This is a genomic window from Microbacterium sp. CFBP 8794 (assembly GCF_014841235.1).
Lineage (GTDB): Bacteria > Actinomycetota > Actinomycetes > Actinomycetales > Microbacteriaceae > Microbacterium.
Map to the genome: position 1 here is coordinate 245766 of NZ_JACYTT010000002.1, position 15457 is coordinate 261222.

Here is a 15457-nt window from a genome sequence, read left to right on the forward strand (position 1 = left end):
CGTAGACAACGCCACGCACGCGGCGATCATTCCCCGGGTGCCCAGTCGTGGGCGCGTACGGACCGGCGACGCGTCGACTGTCAGGGAACCCGACCGCAGGCCGGGCGGCTGCGGCGCCGCCTGGACGACCGCGTCGGCGGGTCAGCCCAGGCGACCCCGGCGGTCGTCGTCTCCGGGGCGGGTGGCCAAGAATCGTTCGAGCTCGGCCGCCAGCTCGTCGGCGCTCGGCAGATCACCGGTGTGGATGATCGGCGTGGCCGACGTCGATCCGGCCATGTAGGCGTCGTAGCGCTCTTCGAGGTTCTCGAGCATGCGGGTGAGCTCGTCGCTCCCCTCGACCTGCTCGGAGACCTTGCCGAGGAACTCACGGTTCTCTTCGCGCAGCACCTCTCCCGAGAAGACGAGCCCGGTCGCGACCGTCAGGCTGTCGAGGGCCGCGAGGGCTGCCGCGGGGTACTCGGTGTCGCCGAGATAGTGCGGAACCAGAAGGGCGAAGCCGGCGACCTTGGCGCCGGCCTCGGCGAAGCGGAATTCGAGCAGGTGACCGACGGTCGAGGGAACCTGGGTGTGCGGACGCCAGACCGAGTGCGCCTCGGCCAGGTCTGAGCGGGTGCCGCTGACCGTCGTGCCGATCGGGCGCGTGTGCGGAACCGGCATGGGGATGGCGTGCACCCAGGTGATCGACGAGACCTGGAGGCCGGCGGAGAGCTCGAGGATCGTCTCGGAGAACGACTCCCAGAGGAAGTCGGGCTCGTATCCGGCCAGCAGCAGGAACGGGTGCCCCAGCGAGTCGTGGGCCAGCGACAACTCGAGCTTCGACGGGCGGTAGTCGGTGAGGTGGTCCTCGACGAAGGTGATGAGGGGGCGCCGCGCACGGTAATCGAGCAGCATCTCGTTGTCGAAGACGTAGAGCGGGTTGGGCTGGAGGTCGGCGCGGAAGTACTCGACGAGCCGGGTCACGGCCCCGCCGGCGTCGGTGAAGCCGGTCAGGGCGATCACCAGCGGCAGGCCCGACGGCACGGGCGGCGCGGCGGGGGCGCGGTCGTACAGCGGGGCGATGTGGGGCATGGATCCACTCTACGAGCCGTCTCGGATGCGCCGGGCGACGGAGCGTCCCGCTGCTAGCGAACACGCGCGAACCTAGGATGGAGCCCATGCCCTTTCCCTCCGTGGCGCATACCGACGCCCCCGTCCGTGACATCCCCTCCGACGCGATTCTGCTGATCGCCGCCACCGTTTCGGAGGGATCCCCCGATCCCGACGGGTGGGACGGCCTCGGTGCCGCTCTCTCGGCCGTGGGTTTCACCGGCGCCGTCGGATCGTTCCAGCGCGTGCACGTCCCCGGTGTGACGACGCCGATCGCGGTCGTCGGCGCCGGTGCCACGCCGGATGCCGCTGCGCTCCGCGACGCGGCCGGTACGGGCCTTCGTCAGCTCACGGGCTTCGAACACGTCGCGGTCGCATCGCTGGTGCCCGCGCCCTGGCGGGCCCTCGCCGAGGGTGCGGCGCTCGGCGGTTACCGGTTCGCCGCGTACAAGAAGAAGGCGCCGAAGCCGCGCGCCTCGCGCGTGACGGTCTCGACGGCCGAGGCTCCCTCCGAGGCCGACACGGCCGCGGTGTCCGCCATCTCCGGCGCCGTGGCGCTGGTCAAAGACCTGGTCACCACGCCCGCCGAATGGCTCGGGCCCGCCGACTTCGCGGACGCCGCCGTCGAGGCCGTCGCCGGCCTCCCGGTCGAGGTCGAGGTGCTCGACGAGGTGGCTCTGCGCGAGGGCGGCTTCGGCGGCATCCTGGGCGTCGGCCAGGGTTCCGACCGGCCGCCCCGCATGGTGCGCCTCGATTACTCCCCCGCCGGCGCCGAGCGTCATGTCGCGCTCGTCGGCAAGGGGATCACCTTCGACACCGGTGGACTGTCGCTGAAGCCTCCGGCATCGATGGTGGGCATGAAGTACGACATGTGCGGAGCCGCGACCGTTCTGGCCGTCCTCAAGGCCGCGGCCGAGATGCAGCTGCCCGTTCGCGTGAGTGCGTGGTTGTGCATCGCCGACAACATGCCGTCGGGTCGCGCGATCCGCCCCGGTGACGTGCTGCGCACTCTCGACGGCACGACGGTCGAGGTGCTGAACACCGACGCCGAGGGCCGTCTGGTCCTCGCCGACGGTCTGGCTGCTGCCAGCCGCGAGAACCCCGATCTCATCGTCGACGTCGCGACCTTGACGGGGGCCATCACCGTGGCCCTCGGCAACCGGCACACCGGCGTGATGGGCGACGACGAGGCCGTGGCCACGTACCTCGCCGCCGCGGGCCGCGTGGCCGAGCTCGCGTGGCAGCTTCCGCTGCCCGACCACATGGTCGACGACCTGGACTCCCCCATCGCCGATCTGCAGAACGCGAAGATCGGCGATCCCGCCGGTGGGTCGCTGTTCGCCGGCCTCTTCTTGCGCCACTTCGTCGGTCGCGTCTCGGACGCCGCCGACGCCGCCCGCATCCCCTGGGTGCACCTCGACATCGCCGGTGTGGGCATGAACAAGTCGGCGCCGTTCGGGTTCACCGACAAGGGCGTCACGGGCGCCACGGTCCGTTCGCTGGTCGAGATGCTCGCCTCGGACGCCGCACGATGACCGAGGTCACCGCCGACGTCGTCGTGCTGGGTGGAGGCAGTGGCGGTTACGCCGCGGCCCTGCGCCTCGCCGAGCTCGGCAAGGACGTCGTGCTCGTCGAGAAGGACAAGCTCGGCGGAACGTGCCTGCACCGCGGGTGCATTCCGACGAAGGCGCTCCTGCACGCCGCGGAGGTCGCCGACGCGGCGCGCGGCGCGGCATCCATCGGTGTCGAGGTCACCCTCGCGGGCATCGATCCGCTGCGCGTGCGCGCGTATCGCGAAGGCATCGTCGCGAAGAAGTTCAAGGGCCTCGAGGGGCTCGTCTCGGCGCGCGGGATCCGGGTCGTCCACGGCGAGGGCACGCTCGTCGAGGGTCCGGCCGTCCGCGTCGGCGACGACGTGTACCGCGGAACCGACGTCATTCTCGCGACGGGCTCGTACAGCCGAAGCCTGCCGGGGCTCGAGATCGGCGGACGCGTGCTCACGAGCGAGCAGGCTCTCGACCTCGACGTGATCCCCGAGCGGGTCGTCGTGCTCGGCGGGGGCGTCATCGGCGTCGAGTTCGCGAGCGTGTGGCGCTCGTTCGGCGTCGAGGTGACGATCGTCGAGGCGCTCGATCACCTGCTCCCCGCTGAAGACGTGGCCTCGAGCAAAGCCCTGGAGCGCGCGTTCCGCAAACGCGGCATCGCCTTCCATCTCGGTCGGCGTTTCACCTCGCTCGCCTCGACCTCCGACGCGGTCACCGTCACGCTCGACGACGGTTCCGACCTCGTTGCGGACTACGTGCTGGTCGCCGTGGGTCGCGGGCCCGTCACAGCGGACCTCGGCTACGAGGAGGCCGGCGTCGTGCTGGACCGCGGGTTCGTCACGACCGATGAGCGCCTTCGCACGGCGGCTGCGCACGTGTGGGCGGTCGGCGACATCGTCCCCGGCCTCCAGCTGGCCCATCGCGGGTTCCAGCAGGGCATCTTCGTCGCGGAGGAAATCGCGGGCCTCTCGCCGGTTCTCGTCCCCGACGTCGACGTGCCGCGGGTCGCCTATTCGCACCCCGAGGTGGCCTCGGTCGGCCTCACCGAAGCGCAGGCGCAGGATCGTTACGGATCCGAGGCCGTCCGTGCCTACGAGTACAACCTCGCCGGCAACGGGCGCAGTGAGATCATCGGCACGTCGGGCATCGTGAAGATCGTCCGACGCGTGGACGGGCCCGTCGTCGGCGCCCATCTGGTGGGCGACCGCGTCGGTGAATTGATCTCCGAAGCGCAGCTCGCCGTCGGCTGGGAAGCGCATCCCGAAGACATCGCACCGTTCATCCACGCCCACCCCACCCAGAGCGAGGCGCTCGGCGAGGCCTTCCTGGCCCTCGCCGGCAAGCCCCTGCACGCACTCTGACCACAAACCGGTCACTAAGCTAGGTACCGCATCCGGTACGAAGGAGACATATCCATGAGCACTTCCGTCGTCCTCCCCGCTCTCGGCGAGAGCGTCACCGAGGGAACGGTCACCCGCTGGCTCAAGCAGGTCGGTGACACCGTCCAGGAGGACGAGGGTCTGCTGGAGATCTCGACCGACAAGGTCGACACCGAGATCCCGTCGCCCGTCTCGGGCGTCATCGAGGAGATCCTGGTCCAGGAAGACGAGACCGTCGAGGTCGGCGCCATCCTCGCCAAGATCGGCGACGGTTCCGGCTCCGCGTCGTCGGACGACGCTCCCGAGGCCGCCCCCGCCGAGCCTGAGCAGGCCCCCGTCGAAGAGGCCGCGCCGGCCGCGGCACCCGCCGCCGAGCAGCCCGCCGCAGAGGCGGCGCCCGCCGCATCCGCAGACTCGACCGAGGTGAAGCTCCCCGAACTGGGCGAGAGCGTCACCGAGGGCACCGTCACCCGTTGGCTGAAGGCGGTCGGCGATGACGTCGCCGTCGACGAGCCGCTGCTCGAGATCTCGACCGACAAGGTCGACACCGAGATCCCCTCCCCCGTCGCCGGCACGCTGCAGGAAATCCTGGTGCAGGAAGACGAGACGGTGAACGTCGGCGCGGCGCTCGCCCGCATCGGCAGCGGCGCCGCCCCGGCCGCGGAGCCCGAGGCCCCCGCGCAGCCCGCTGCCGAAAAGAAGCCCGCTGCCGAAGAGAAGCCCGCCGAGCAGCCGGCTCCCGCCGCGCCCGAGAAGCCCGCTCCCGCCGCGGAGAAGCCGGCCGAGAAGCCCGCTCCGGCCGCGGAGAAGCCTGCCCCGCAGGCCTCGGCCTCGTCGAACGACGACGTCACGTACGTGACGCCGCTCGTGCGGCGCCTCGCTCAGCAGCAGGGCGTCGACCTGACCTCGGTCAAGGGCAGCGGTGTCGGTGGACGAATCCGCAAGGAAGACGTCCTCAAGGCTGCCGAGGCAGCCAAGGCCGCTCCCGCGGCAGCTCCCGCCGCCGCGCCTTCTGCCGCTCCGGCTCCCGTCGAGGCCTCGCCGCTGCGTGGAACCACCCAGAAGATGTCGCGTCTGCGCAAGGTCATCGCCGAGCGTGCCGTGGCGTCGATGCAGGCGACCGCGCAGCTCACGACCGTGGTCGAGGTGGACGTCACCAAGCTGTCGTCGCTCCGCGACCGCATGAAGGGCGAGTTTCAGCAGAAGACGGGAGACAAGCTGTCGTTCCTGCCGTTCTTCGCGATCGCTGCGGTCGAGGCGCTCAAGGCGTTCCCGATCATCAACTCCACCGTCGAGGGCGACGAGATCGTCTACCCGGCGCACGAGAACGTGTCGATCGCGGTCGACACCGAGCGCGGACTGCTCACGCCCGTCATCAAGGACGCCGGTGAGAAGAACATCGCCGAGCTCGCTCGCGAGATCGCCGACCTGGCTGCCCGCACGCGCGACAACAAGCTGAAGCCCGACGAGCTCGCCGGCGGCACGTTCACGCTGACCAACACCGGTTCGCGTGGGGCGCTGTTCGACACGCCCATCGTGTTCCTGCCGCAGTCGGCGATCCTCGGCCTCGGTGCCGTCGTGAAGAAGCCCGGCGTGGTGTCGGTCGACGGCAAGGACGCCTTCGCGGTGCGCTCCTACGTCTACCTCGCGCTGTCGTACGACCACCGCATCATCGACGGTGCCGACGCCGCCCGCTTCCTCGGCGCCGTCAAGGCGCGCCTCGAGGCTGCGCAGTTCGAGGGCGACCTCGGCATCTGACACCGCTGAACACCAGCTCATGATGGCTGGTCCGTGATCGTCTTGACGGTCCGGACCAGCCATCTGTCGTTTCTGCGCACGAGGGTGACGTACTGGGCGCTGCTGCTGTCGGAGACGCGCACGACGCTCACCCCTCCGAAGTCGTCCACCATCTGCACGGCGGTCGCGTCCGTCACGGGGATCAGCGCGTCGCCCCGCGGGCTGCCGTGTTCCCACGTCTCGCTCTCGCAGTCCGTGTCGGCCTGACACTGCGCCACTCGCTCAAGGGTGATGCGGGCGTTCTCTGCCACGTCGTCCGACAGGGGTACGCGGGGATCGACGGTGGGCGCCGCGGCCGCGGCGGGTGTCGCGGCGGCGCTGACGGCGGCGCCGGGGACGACGGAGGTCGATCCCGATCCGCCGTCTCCGGAGGGCATCAGCATGGAGACGCCGAGGACCAGCGCCGCGGCGCACACCCCCACGACCGTGAGACGCAGGGGCCGCGAGGCTCTCCAGCGTTGCGCGAGATCGCGTACGGCCGCCCACACGGCATCCGAGAGGTCGGCGTCGACGAGGGCGACAATGCCTCCGGCCTTCGTCGGGAGTGTGGTCACGGCCTCTGCGGGCCGGTCCACGGGAGCCAGAGGGCCCAGGATCAGCGGGAGCGGCGACGCGTGGCGGAATAGTCGTCGTTCCACCGCCTCCCACTCGCGGGGCGGTCGGGTGAGCACGCTCTCGCGAGCGGACTGCACGAGCTGACGGGTCGGGGCGTCGGGGATCACCGCAGCCAGCTCCGAAAGGCTCTCGGCCGTGGCGGCGATCGGGTCGGCTCCGCCGTCGTCGAAGACCGCGGAGGGTCGCCCGGTGGCGCTGAGCCACCACCGCATGAGGTGTGCGGGGGGCTCCACCCGGCGGCATCCGCGGAGGAGTCCCACGGCGGCGGTGACCGCCTCACCCGGCGAGACGTCGACGGAGCTGCGGGCACGCCGCTGCAGGTAGGCACCGAACGGTTCGACGAGGACGGATGCGGCGGAGCTGCTCATGCCCCGATGGTGCTCGACCAGGCGGGCGCGGGGAGCGGGAAGAACGCCGAATCGGGGACGATCCGACGAATCAGGCCCCTGGGGAGGAAGGGCGAGCCGAAGGCGAAGATAAGATCGTTCCCATGGCCGCTCGCACTTCCACGCCCGAGAAGCGTCCGGGATTCTTCTCGCAGCTCCGCACCCTGTACACCTTCACGCAGAAGGAGTACCGCTGGCTGCCGTTCCTGCTGGCCGGCATCGTTCTGGTGGGCATCGCCCTCGGCGTCGTCATCGGATTCCTCATCCCGCCGCTCGCGGTGTGGAGCGTCATCCTGTGGGGCTTCACCGGTCTGCTCGCCGGCGTCCTGGCATCCATGATCACGATGACCCGCCTGTCGACGACGGCCATGTACAAGAAGATCGACGGCATGCCCGGTGCGACCGGTCACGTGCTGTCGTCGTCGCTCGGACGCCACTGGCAGGCCTCGGACACCCCGGTCGGCGTGAACCCCCGCACCCAGGAGGCGCTGTACCGCGCCGTGGGCCGCGGTGGAGTGGTTCTCATCGGTGAGGGTGCGCGCAGCCGCCTCACGCGCCTGGTCGGCGAGGAGCGAGGCCGTGTGCAGCGTGTCGCGTCCGGCGTTCCCGTGACGGTGTTCTACGTCGGACATGGTGAAGACGAGGTCGAGATCGCCAAGCTCGCCTCCGCCATCAAGGGTCTGCCCAAGAAGGTCGACCGCGCCACGATGGCGGCCGTCATCAAGCGCATCTCGTCAGTCTCGCCGGGGCTGACGTCGCTCCCGATCCCGAAGGGCGTCGACCCGACGAAGATGCGGTCCCCGCGTCCCCGCTGAATTTCAGAAGAAAGGCCTCCGCCACGGCGGGGGCCTTTCTCGTGTCAGCTGCGAACGAGGATCGTGCCGACGGCCTTGTCGTGCAGGCCGCGCTGGTCGGAATCCCACACAACGGCCGGGATGATCAGCGCCAGCAGCACCGTGCGCACGATCGGGCGCCAGAGGCCCACCCATCCCCCGGATGCCAATTCCAGACGCATTCCCAGGAGTCGGTGCCCGGGGCTGCCGCCGATCAGCGGGATGAAGAGGATCTGCGCGACGAAGAAGATGAGGTTCGACGCGACCGGGTTCGCGAACGGGACGCCGGTGACGGCATCGGGCGTCGAGAAGAAGGCGAATCCGATCAGCCCCGCGGTGGCCACATCGATCAGCAGCGCCGCGATCCGGCGCCCCGGACGGGCAATCGAACCGCGACCCTCGCGGGGAAGGCCGAGCCGCTGGCCCGGATAGTCGTTCTCGGCAGGGACGCTCACGGACCCAGCGTAATCGGCACCGCGTAACATGCTCGAAACATGCGAGATATGACCGGGACACCGGTTCTGGGTATGGTCGAGGAGGCTGGGCGAAGCCCGCCGATCCCGAATGTTCTACCTCTGGAGTCTTCATGTTCAAAGATTCGTCCGAGGTGCTCACCTTCATCCAGGACGAGGACGTCAAGTTCCTCGACATCCGTTTCACGGATCTTCCTGGTGTGCAGCAGCACTTCAACATCCCCGCCTCGACCGTCGACGAGGAGTTCTTCACCGTCGGACAGCTGTTCGATGGCTCGTCGATCCGCGGGTTCGCGAACATCCACGAGTCCGACATGCAGCTCATCCCGGACGTGACGACGGCATACCTCGACCCGTTCCGCGAGGCGAAGACCCTCATCATGGTCTTCGACATCTACAACCCGCGTAACGGCGAGATCTACGGCAAGGACCCCCGTCAGGTCGCCAAGAAGGCCGAGAAGTACCTCGCCTCCACCGGCATCGCCGACACCGCGTTCTTTGCCCCCGAGGCCGAGTTCTACATCTTCGACGACGTCCGCTTCGAGGTGAAGCAGAACTCGAGCTTCTACTCGGTGGACTCCGAGGAAGGCGCCTGGAACACCGGCCGCGTCGAAGAGGGCGGCAACCTCGCCAACAAGACCCCGTACAAGGGTGGCTACTTCCCGGTTTCGCCGGTCGACAAGACCGCCGATCTGCGCGACGACATCACCCTCAAGCTGATCGACGCGGGCTTCGTGCTCGAGCGCTCGCACCACGAGGTCGGCACGGGCGGTCAGCAGGAGATCAACTATCGCTTCGACACGATGGTCCACTCCGCCGACGACATCCTGAAGTTCAAGTACATCGTCAAGAACACCGCCGAAGAGTGGGGCAAGGTCGCCACCTTCATGCCGAAGCCGCTGTTCGGCGACAACGGCTCGGGCATGCACACCCACCAGTCGCTCTGGCTCGACGGCAAGCCGCTGTTCTACGACGAGGCCGGCTACGGCGGCCTGTCCGACGTCGCTCGTTGGTACATCGGTGGTCTGCTGGCGCACGCCCCCGCAGTGCTCGCGTTCACCAACCCGACCCTCAACAGCTACCACCGTCTGGTGAAGGGCTTCGAGGCGCCGGTCAACCTGGTGTACTCGGCCGGTAACCGCTCCGCGGCCATCCGCATCCCGATCACGGGCACCAACCCCAAGGCCAAGCGCATCGAGTTCCGTGCGCCCGACGCCTCGGGCAACCCGTACCTCGCCTTCGCGGCGCAGCTCATGGCGGGCCTCGACGGCATCAAGAACCGGATCGAGCCGCACGAGCCCGTCGACAAGGACCTGTACGAGCTTCCCGCCGAAGAGGCGAAGAACATCCCGCAGGTTCCGAACTCGCTGCTCGACTCGCTCGAGGCCCTCCGTGCCGACCACGAGTTCCTGCTCGCCGGTGGCGTCTTCACCGAGGAGCTCATCGAGACCTGGATCGAGTACAAGATCGAGAACGAGATCCAGCCGATGGCCCAGCGTCCGCACCCCTTCGAGTACGAGCTGTACTTCGGGGTCTGATCGCCCGCATCACGTCGACGCCCGTCCCCGCCACTGCGCGGGGGCGGGCGTCGTCGTTTGCGCTCCTCCGCTCGACCCGTCGCCTGCCGACCCTCAGGCCGCGCCCCGGCGACGCAGCGTGTCGCGGCTGACCCCGGTGACCGCGCTCACGGCGCGCTGACTGAGATCCCCGAGCCGAAGGAGCGCGAGGGCGGCATCGCTCCGCCGCCGGGGCGACCACGTCGAGAACCTCTCCAGCGTCACCGCGCGCAGCGCATCGGGGACGCTGACCTCGGTCATTGACGAGAAACGTTGAGCTCTTTCGATTCCGCGCGCGATCGACGCCGGGGTCTCCCCCAGGCTCAGCGCCGCGAGAACGCGAGCCGTCCGCGCGTCGACATCGCACACGTCGGTTCGCAGAAGCGCTTCGATGGCGGCGATGTCGGGGAGCTCGAGCGTGACGACCTGATCGACGAGGTGGGCGGCATCCGGAGCCTCCGAAGCCACCACCGTCACACAGTGCTCGGGGGTCGCGCCGACGAGGAGGCAGAGCGCGGCCGGCCCGCGGAGATGGGCGTTGTCGATGAAGAGGGTCATCCCGGCGGTGGTCCCCCGTCGGATCTCATCGGCGAGGGACGCGGCCGAACGGTCCCCCGTGGTCGCGAGGTCGAGCGTCGCGAGCGGCCGACCACGGCGGTGGGCCAGCCACCGCGCGAGCGTCGTCTTGCCCCAACCGGCCCCGCCCACGAGCAGCAGCGAGGTCGTCCGGGCGCCCAGCAGGCGCGCGCGCAGATCGTCGTCCACGACGGGGAGACGGTCGATCTCGACGGTCTGCTCGATCCGGATGCCGTGCGGGCGGGCCCGCGCCGGAGCGGCGGTCCGCTCGAGCAGGACCGTGACCACCTCCGCCGCGCCCCCACCGTCGGCGTGGCGTCCGACCGTGACCCGGGCGGCGGGCCCGTGGGCGGGCGCGGCGCGCTCGACGAGGTGGGCGACATCATCGGCGACCGCTCTCACGTGGCGGCGACCCCGCGACGTCGAGCGGGCGCTGCGATGGGTGTGGGCGGCAGCTGACACGGTGAGTCTCCCGATCCTGGTTTCCGACACGATCGGTCGTCGGCGGACGACCGCGACCCGCCGGCGAGCGGCGGGGTGTCGGGACTCAGGTGCGGGAGATGGTGTGGAGAAGGAGCGGATGCCGCGGCGGCGGCGGATCGAGAGACGGTTCCGCCCTCGTGTCGGCGTTCACCGTCGAGACCGTCGCGCGGGCGACGGCGTCGACGGCAGCGAGCACGACTGCCGTCGTGCCGTCCACGGCCATGACGCTCGTCGCGTCGGCCTCGACGGGAGGAACGACTCCGGCGGTCGGCGCGTCGTCGACGTTCATCAGGGAGCCGACCGTGAAGGCCGTATGAGCGGTGCCCTCGTGATCGCCGACGCCGTCGTCGACGTGCGTCGTCGCCCACGCGCTGAACACGAGGAACAGCGCGAGCATCAGCCGCATGCCGCGCCCGACGGCGCGTCGGCCGGGGGGAGGCGAGACGGCGATGGTCATCGTGCCCGAGCCTAGGCGGGCGCACCCCTCCGATCGGGGTCGGTGGACGAGTGACTACCGTCTGGACACCCGATCTTCATCTGAGCATGGTGCGGAGGTGTCCTCACACCGGTGGGCTGAATGCGCGATCGACGACCGCACCGACACGACGAAGGATCCCCCATGCACTCACGTACTTCCCGGCGTCTCCGAACGGCCGTCGCGGCCGTTGCGGTGGCGCTGACCGCCTCGACCTCCGTGGCGCTCGTGGCCGTTCCGGCCCTCGCCTCCACCCCCGGCGACATCACCGAGCACGGCGGCGCCGCTCGGAACGACGGTGACATGACCGAGGCGCTTCGTGCGTCGCTCGTCGACGGGCCGGCCAAGAACGTCATCCTGCTCATCGGCGATGGGATGGGTGACTCCGAGATCACCGTGGCGCGCAACTACGCGGAAGGCGCGGGCGGACGCTTCGCCGGGATCGACGCCCTCCCGCTCACCGGGCAGTACACGACCTACTCGGTCAACGAGGAGGGACAGCCGAACTACGCGTCGGAGTCGGCGTCGACGGCCAGTGCCTGGGCGACCGGGACGAAGACGGTCAACGGTCGGCTGAGCGTCGACTACCAGAACACGGCGCAGTCGACCCTGCTCGAGATCGCGAAGGCGAACGGTCTGAAGACCGGCAACGTGTCGACGGCGGAGATCCAGGATGCCACCCCCGGCGCGCAGATCTCGCACATCTCGGCACGCGGATGCTACGGCCCCGACCAGACGTCGGAGAAGTGTGCGACGGAAGCGTTGGAGAACGGCGGGCTCGGCTCGATCAGCGAGCAGCTGCTGAACGTGCGTCCCGACGTCACCCTCGGTGGAGGCTCGGCGAGCTTCGCGCAGACCGCGAAAGCCGGTCCGTGGGAGGGCGAGACGCTCTTCGCCCAGGCGGAGGACCGCGGGTACACGCTCGTCGACGACGCGGCGGCTCTCGACGCTGTCACCGTCGCGGATGCCGACCAGCCCCTGCTGGGCCTGTTCACCGAGGGGAACTTCCCGGTGCGCTGGTCGGGACCGGAGGCGACCGACCTCACCGCGGGCGGAGAGCTGCCCGCCCCGACGTCGTGCGCCGAGAACCCCGAGCGTCTGGCGACCGGCTTGTCGCTGGCATCCCTGACCTCCAAGGCGATCGACCTGCTCGACGGCGACGACGGCTTCTTCCTGCAGGTGGAGGGCGCGAGCATCGACAAGCAGGATCACGCCGCGAACGCCTGCGGTCAGATCGGCGAGACCGTCGACCTCGACGAGGCCGTTCAGGTCGCGCTGGACTTCGCCCGCACCCAGGGTGACACCCTGGTCGTGGTGACCGCCGACCACGCGCACACGAGCCAGATCGTCGGTTCGGCGATCCCCGGCCTGAACACCCACCTGCTGACGGCCGACGGCCAGCCGATGATCGTGGCGTACGGCACGTCGGCGCCAGGCGAGTCGCAGCAGCACACCGGCACTCAGGTGCGCATCGCGGGCTACGGCCCCGAGGCGGCGAACGTCGTGGGCCTGACCGACCAGACCGACCTGTTCTTCACCGCGGCGAACGGTCTCGCCCTCTCACCCGATCTCGCCTCGCTCAGTGCGAACGCGTCGATCTCGGTGCCGGCCGAGGTGCGCCCCGGAGACACGATCACGGTGTCCGCCGAGGGCTTCTCGGCTGACTGGCAACTGGTCGGTTCCGCCGGGGACTCCACGGCTCTCGGCCAGCGCGACGCCCTGCGGGGTGCGGCGCGCTTCGAGACGACCGCCCCGACCACCGAGGGCGCATTCGAGATCGCCGTGCGCGGTGCGCAGACGGGCGTGCTGAAGACCGCGACGGTGACCGTCTCGGCCGCCGCCGCCCCGGTTCCCCCGATCGCCCCGAGCCCGACCCCGTCGTCGTCGGCGGGTGCCGGCGGTGGTGGCGGAGCAGCGGGCAACGGTGGTCCGCTCGCGTCGACCGGCGCGGCACTCCCCCTCGGCGCAGCGGTCCTCGCGGTGGGCCTGCTCGCCACCGGTGCGTACCTGCGCGCGCGTCGTCGCCGTCACACCGAATTCGTCTGAGCCCGAGTCGTCGACGCCCGTCCCCACCGCTTCGCGGGGGCGGGCGTCGTCGCGTTCGGCCGACGGTCTCGGGCTCAGCCGGCGCGCTCGCTGCGTTTCTGCGCCTGGAACACCCGAATCGCCTCGTAGCGCTCCGCCGAGCGTGCCTGCCGCTTGGCGGCCTCGTCCTCGCGCACTTTCGGCGGGGCGTTCGTCACGAGTTCGTCGAGCAGGTGGCGAACGGATGCCGCGACCTCGCCCACCGCGCGATCGAACACCTCCTGATTGGCCCGTGAAGGCTTCGTCGTGCCCACGATCTTGCGCACGAACTGCAGCGCGGCGTCGTGGCACTCGTCGTCGGTGGCGGGTGGGGTGAAGTTGTGCAGGGGAACGATGTTGCGGCACATGCCCGAAAGGGTAGGCCGCGACGCCGGTGGGCGGAAGATTCGCGTCGGTCGAGTTCCCGGCATCCCCCCAGGTCAAGGTGCGCGGCCATATTGGTGGGGCACGGAAGGATGGAAACATGTCGACCTTCCCCTACGCCTCGCGTCCGTGGTTGAGCTCCTACGCCGAGGGTGTGCCGCACGAGATCGACGAACCGTCGCAGACCCTGTCCGAGATGCTGGCCGCCGCGGTGACGCGGTACGGCGCGCAGACGGCGCTGGAGTTCTTCGGAGCGACGACCACGTACCGAGACCTGGGCGCGCAGGTCGAACGGGCGGCCGAGGGCCTGCGTCGTCTCGGTGTGCGCGCCGGCGACCGGGTGGCCCTGGTCCTGCCGAACTGTCCGCAGCACGTGGTGGCTTTCTACGCCGCGCTGCGGCTGGGGGCCATCGTGATCGAGCACAACCCGATCTACACCCCGCGCGAGCTGCGTCACCAGTTCGAGGATCACGGTGCGCGCTTCGCGATCGTGTGGGACAAGCTCGTCGACACGGTCGCCGAGTTCCCCTCCGACCTGGCTCTCGAGCACATCGTGAGCGTCGACATCACCGCGGCGTTCCCCCTCGGCAAGCGGGTGGCTCTGCGCCTGCCGGTCGCCAAGGCCCGCGCCGCGCGGGCGCAACTCACCGCCACGCCGCAGTCGAAGCGCGCCGTCGCGTGGGAGAAGGTGCTCACGCACGGCACGCTGTCGCGCAAGCACCGCGGCCCCGTTCTCGATGACATCGCGCTGCTGCAGTACACCAGCGGGACGACCGGTACTCCGAAGGGCGCGGTGCTCACGCACCGCAACCTGCGCGCCAACGCCATGCAGGGTCGGGCGTGGGTGCCCGGTCTGCGCGATGGCGAAGAGACCTTCTACGGCGTCCTCCCCCTTTTCCACGCGTACGGTCTGACGCTCTGCCTGACGTTCGCGATGAGCATCGGCGCGAAGCTGGTGCTGTTCCCGAAGTACGACCTCGAGCTCGTGGCATCCGCGGCGAAGAAGAGCCCGCCGACCTTCCTGCCGGCGGTGCCGCCGATCTACGACCAGCTCGCGCGAGCCGGAGCGCGCGGCACCATCGACCTCTCGACCGTGCGCTTCGCGATCTCGGGGGCGATGAGCCTGCCCGTCGCCACCGTCGACCGCTGGGAGGCGACCACCGGCGGTCTGCTCGTCGAGGGGTACGGGATGACGGAGTCCTCACCGGTCGCGCTCGGCAACCCGATCGGTCCCTCACGGCGGCCGGGAACGGTGGGCGTGCCGTTCCCCAGCACCGACATCCGCGTGGTCGACCCCGAGAACCCGTCGCACGATCTGCCGCTCGGCGAGACGGGCGAGCTGCTGCTCCGCGGCCCGCAGGTGTTCCAGGGGTACTGGAACCGCCCCACCGACTCCGCGGCGACGCTGCTCGACGGGGGGTGGCTGCGCACGGGTGACATCGCCTCGGTCTCGCCCGACGGGTTCGTCACGATCGTCGATCGCCTGAAAGAGATCATCATCACCGGTGGCTTCAACGTCGCCCCCAGCGAGGTCGAAGACGTGCTCACTTCGCACCCCGACATCGAGGGGGCCGCGGTCGTCGGCCTGCCCAAGGCGCGCGGCGGCGAAGACGTGGCGGCGGCGATCGTCGTGCGCGACGGGGTCGAGATCGCTCCCGACGCCGTGCGCGACTACTGCAAGACGCGACTGGCCGACTACAAGGTGCCGCGTCGGATCGTCGTCGTCGACGACCTGCCACGTTCGCTCATCGGCAAGGTGCAGCGGCGAGAGGTGCGCGAGCGCCTGATGGCCTGACGGCCGGAGGG

General features: G+C 70.0%; 13 protein-coding genes. 7 read left to right on the forward strand and 6 right to left on the reverse strand.

The features are described from left to right. Positions 1-141: 141 nt before the first annotated feature. Positions 142-1068 carry a PAC2 family protein gene (locus IFU19_RS04845; RefSeq protein ID WP_192013058.1) on the reverse strand — a complete coding sequence of 309 codons (927 nt, stop codon included), beginning with the start codon at positions 1066-1068 and terminating at the stop codon, positions 142-144. A gap of 86 nt (positions 1069-1154) precedes the next feature. On the opposite strand from IFU19_RS04845, the gene IFU19_RS04850 reads away from it, so the two are divergent. From IFU19_RS04850 to sucB, 3 genes are read left to right on the forward strand one after another with little or no spacing between them, the layout of a single operon-like run. Next, positions 1155-2621 carry a leucyl aminopeptidase gene (locus IFU19_RS04850; RefSeq protein ID WP_070407972.1) on the forward strand — a complete coding sequence of 489 codons (1467 nt, stop codon included), beginning with the start codon at positions 1155-1157 and terminating at the stop codon, positions 2619-2621. Beyond that, positions 2618-3991 carry a dihydrolipoyl dehydrogenase gene (gene lpdA, locus IFU19_RS04855; RefSeq protein WP_191915078.1) on the forward strand — a complete coding sequence of 458 codons (1374 nt, stop codon included), beginning with the start codon at positions 2618-2620 and terminating at the stop codon, positions 3989-3991. Before IFU19_RS04850 ends, lpdA begins: the two co-directional genes overlap by 4 nt. A gap of 54 nt (positions 3992-4045) precedes the next feature. After that, a complete protein-coding gene (sucB, locus tag IFU19_RS04860) occupies positions 4046-5767 on the forward strand; it encodes a 2-oxoglutarate dehydrogenase, E2 component, dihydrolipoamide succinyltransferase (RefSeq protein ID WP_192013059.1) in 1722 nt (573 codons plus the stop codon). Positions 5768-5784: 17 nt separating this feature from the next. Here sucB and IFU19_RS04865 read toward each other — a convergent pair whose 3' ends face one another. Then, positions 5785-6789 (reverse strand): hypothetical protein, encoded by a 1005-nt coding sequence (locus IFU19_RS04865; RefSeq protein ID WP_192013060.1) that lies wholly within the window; start codon positions 6787-6789, stop codon positions 5785-5787. Positions 6790-6911: 122 nt separating this feature from the next. On the opposite strand from IFU19_RS04865, the gene IFU19_RS04870 reads away from it, so the two are divergent. Continuing rightward, complete coding sequence (locus IFU19_RS04870; RefSeq protein ID WP_055837167.1) at positions 6912-7622, forward strand: DUF4191 domain-containing protein; 711 nt, start codon at positions 6912-6914, stop codon at positions 7620-7622. Between the two features lie 44 nt (positions 7623-7666). Here IFU19_RS04870 and IFU19_RS04875 read toward each other — a convergent pair whose 3' ends face one another. After that, positions 7667-8125 carry an RDD family protein gene (locus tag IFU19_RS04875; RefSeq protein ID WP_055837162.1) on the reverse strand — a complete coding sequence of 153 codons (459 nt, stop codon included), beginning with the start codon at positions 8123-8125 and terminating at the stop codon, positions 7667-7669. 101 nt (positions 8126-8226) lie between these two features. Here IFU19_RS04875 and glnA point away from each other — a divergent pair, with 101 nt between their 5' ends. Further along, positions 8227-9651: a type I glutamate--ammonia ligase gene (gene glnA / locus IFU19_RS04880; protein ID WP_055837159.1), complete on the forward strand. Its 1425-nt coding sequence runs from the start codon at positions 8227-8229 to the stop codon at positions 9649-9651. A gap of 93 nt (positions 9652-9744) precedes the next feature. On the opposite strand, the gene IFU19_RS04885 is transcribed toward glnA, so the two are convergent. Next, complete coding sequence (locus IFU19_RS04885; RefSeq protein WP_192013061.1) at positions 9745-10707, reverse strand: hypothetical protein; 963 nt, start codon at positions 10705-10707, stop codon at positions 9745-9747. Positions 10708-10792: 85 nt separating this feature from the next. Further along, positions 10793-11185, reverse strand: coding sequence for a hypothetical protein (locus IFU19_RS04890; protein WP_055837153.1), 393 nt, complete (start codon positions 11183-11185; stop codon positions 10793-10795). A 162-nt stretch (positions 11186-11347) separates the two neighbouring features. Here IFU19_RS04890 and phoA point away from each other — a divergent pair, with 162 nt between their 5' ends. Continuing rightward, the gene (phoA, locus tag IFU19_RS04895) at positions 11348-13249 is read left to right on the forward strand and encodes an alkaline phosphatase (protein ID WP_192013062.1); all 1902 of its coding nucleotides are present in this window, start codon (positions 11348-11350) and stop codon (positions 13247-13249) included. Positions 13250-13323: 74 nt separating this feature from the next. Here the strand turns inward: phoA and IFU19_RS04900 are convergent, their stop codons facing one another. Beyond that, entirely contained in the window at positions 13324-13635 is a 312-nt protein-coding gene (locus IFU19_RS04900; protein WP_070407963.1) for a DUF2277 domain-containing protein, read from the reverse strand. Positions 13636-13751: 116 nt separating this feature from the next. Between IFU19_RS04900 and IFU19_RS04905 the strand changes: the two genes are divergently transcribed. Beyond that, positions 13752-15446, forward strand: coding sequence for a long-chain-fatty-acid--CoA ligase (locus tag IFU19_RS04905; RefSeq protein ID WP_192013063.1), 1695 nt, complete (start codon positions 13752-13754; stop codon positions 15444-15446). The last annotated feature ends 11 nt before the right edge of the window (positions 15447-15457 follow it).

Coding starts and splice junctions, on each gene's coding strand:
- IFU19_RS04845 (WP_192013058.1), bottom strand. CDS start 1,068: ATGCCCCACATCGCCCCGCTGTACGACCGCGCCCCCGCCGCGCCGCCC.
- IFU19_RS04850 (WP_070407972.1), top strand. CDS start 1,155: ATGCCCTTTCCCTCCGTGGCGCATACCGACGCCCCCGTCCGTGACATC.
- lpdA (WP_191915078.1), top strand. CDS start 2,618: ATGACCGAGGTCACCGCCGACGTCGTCGTGCTGGGTGGAGGCAGTGGC.
- sucB (WP_192013059.1), top strand. CDS start 4,046: ATGAGCACTTCCGTCGTCCTCCCCGCTCTCGGCGAGAGCGTCACCGAG.
- IFU19_RS04865 (WP_192013060.1), bottom strand. CDS start 6,789: ATGAGCAGCTCCGCCGCATCCGTCCTCGTCGAACCGTTCGGTGCCTAC.
- IFU19_RS04870 (WP_055837167.1), top strand. CDS start 6,912: ATGGCCGCTCGCACTTCCACGCCCGAGAAGCGTCCGGGATTCTTCTCG.
- IFU19_RS04875 (WP_055837162.1), bottom strand. CDS start 8,125: ATGTTACGCGGTGCCGATTACGCTGGGTCCGTGAGCGTCCCTGCCGAG.
- glnA (WP_055837159.1), top strand. CDS start 8,227: ATGTTCAAAGATTCGTCCGAGGTGCTCACCTTCATCCAGGACGAGGAC.
- IFU19_RS04890 (WP_055837153.1), bottom strand. CDS start 11,185: ATGACCATCGCCGTCTCGCCTCCCCCCGGCCGACGCGCCGTCGGGCGC.
- phoA (WP_192013062.1), top strand. CDS start 11,348: ATGCACTCACGTACTTCCCGGCGTCTCCGAACGGCCGTCGCGGCCGTT.
- IFU19_RS04900 (WP_070407963.1), bottom strand. CDS start 13,635: ATGTGCCGCAACATCGTTCCCCTGCACAACTTCACCCCACCCGCCACC.
- IFU19_RS04905 (WP_192013063.1), top strand. CDS start 13,752: ATGTCGACCTTCCCCTACGCCTCGCGTCCGTGGTTGAGCTCCTACGCC.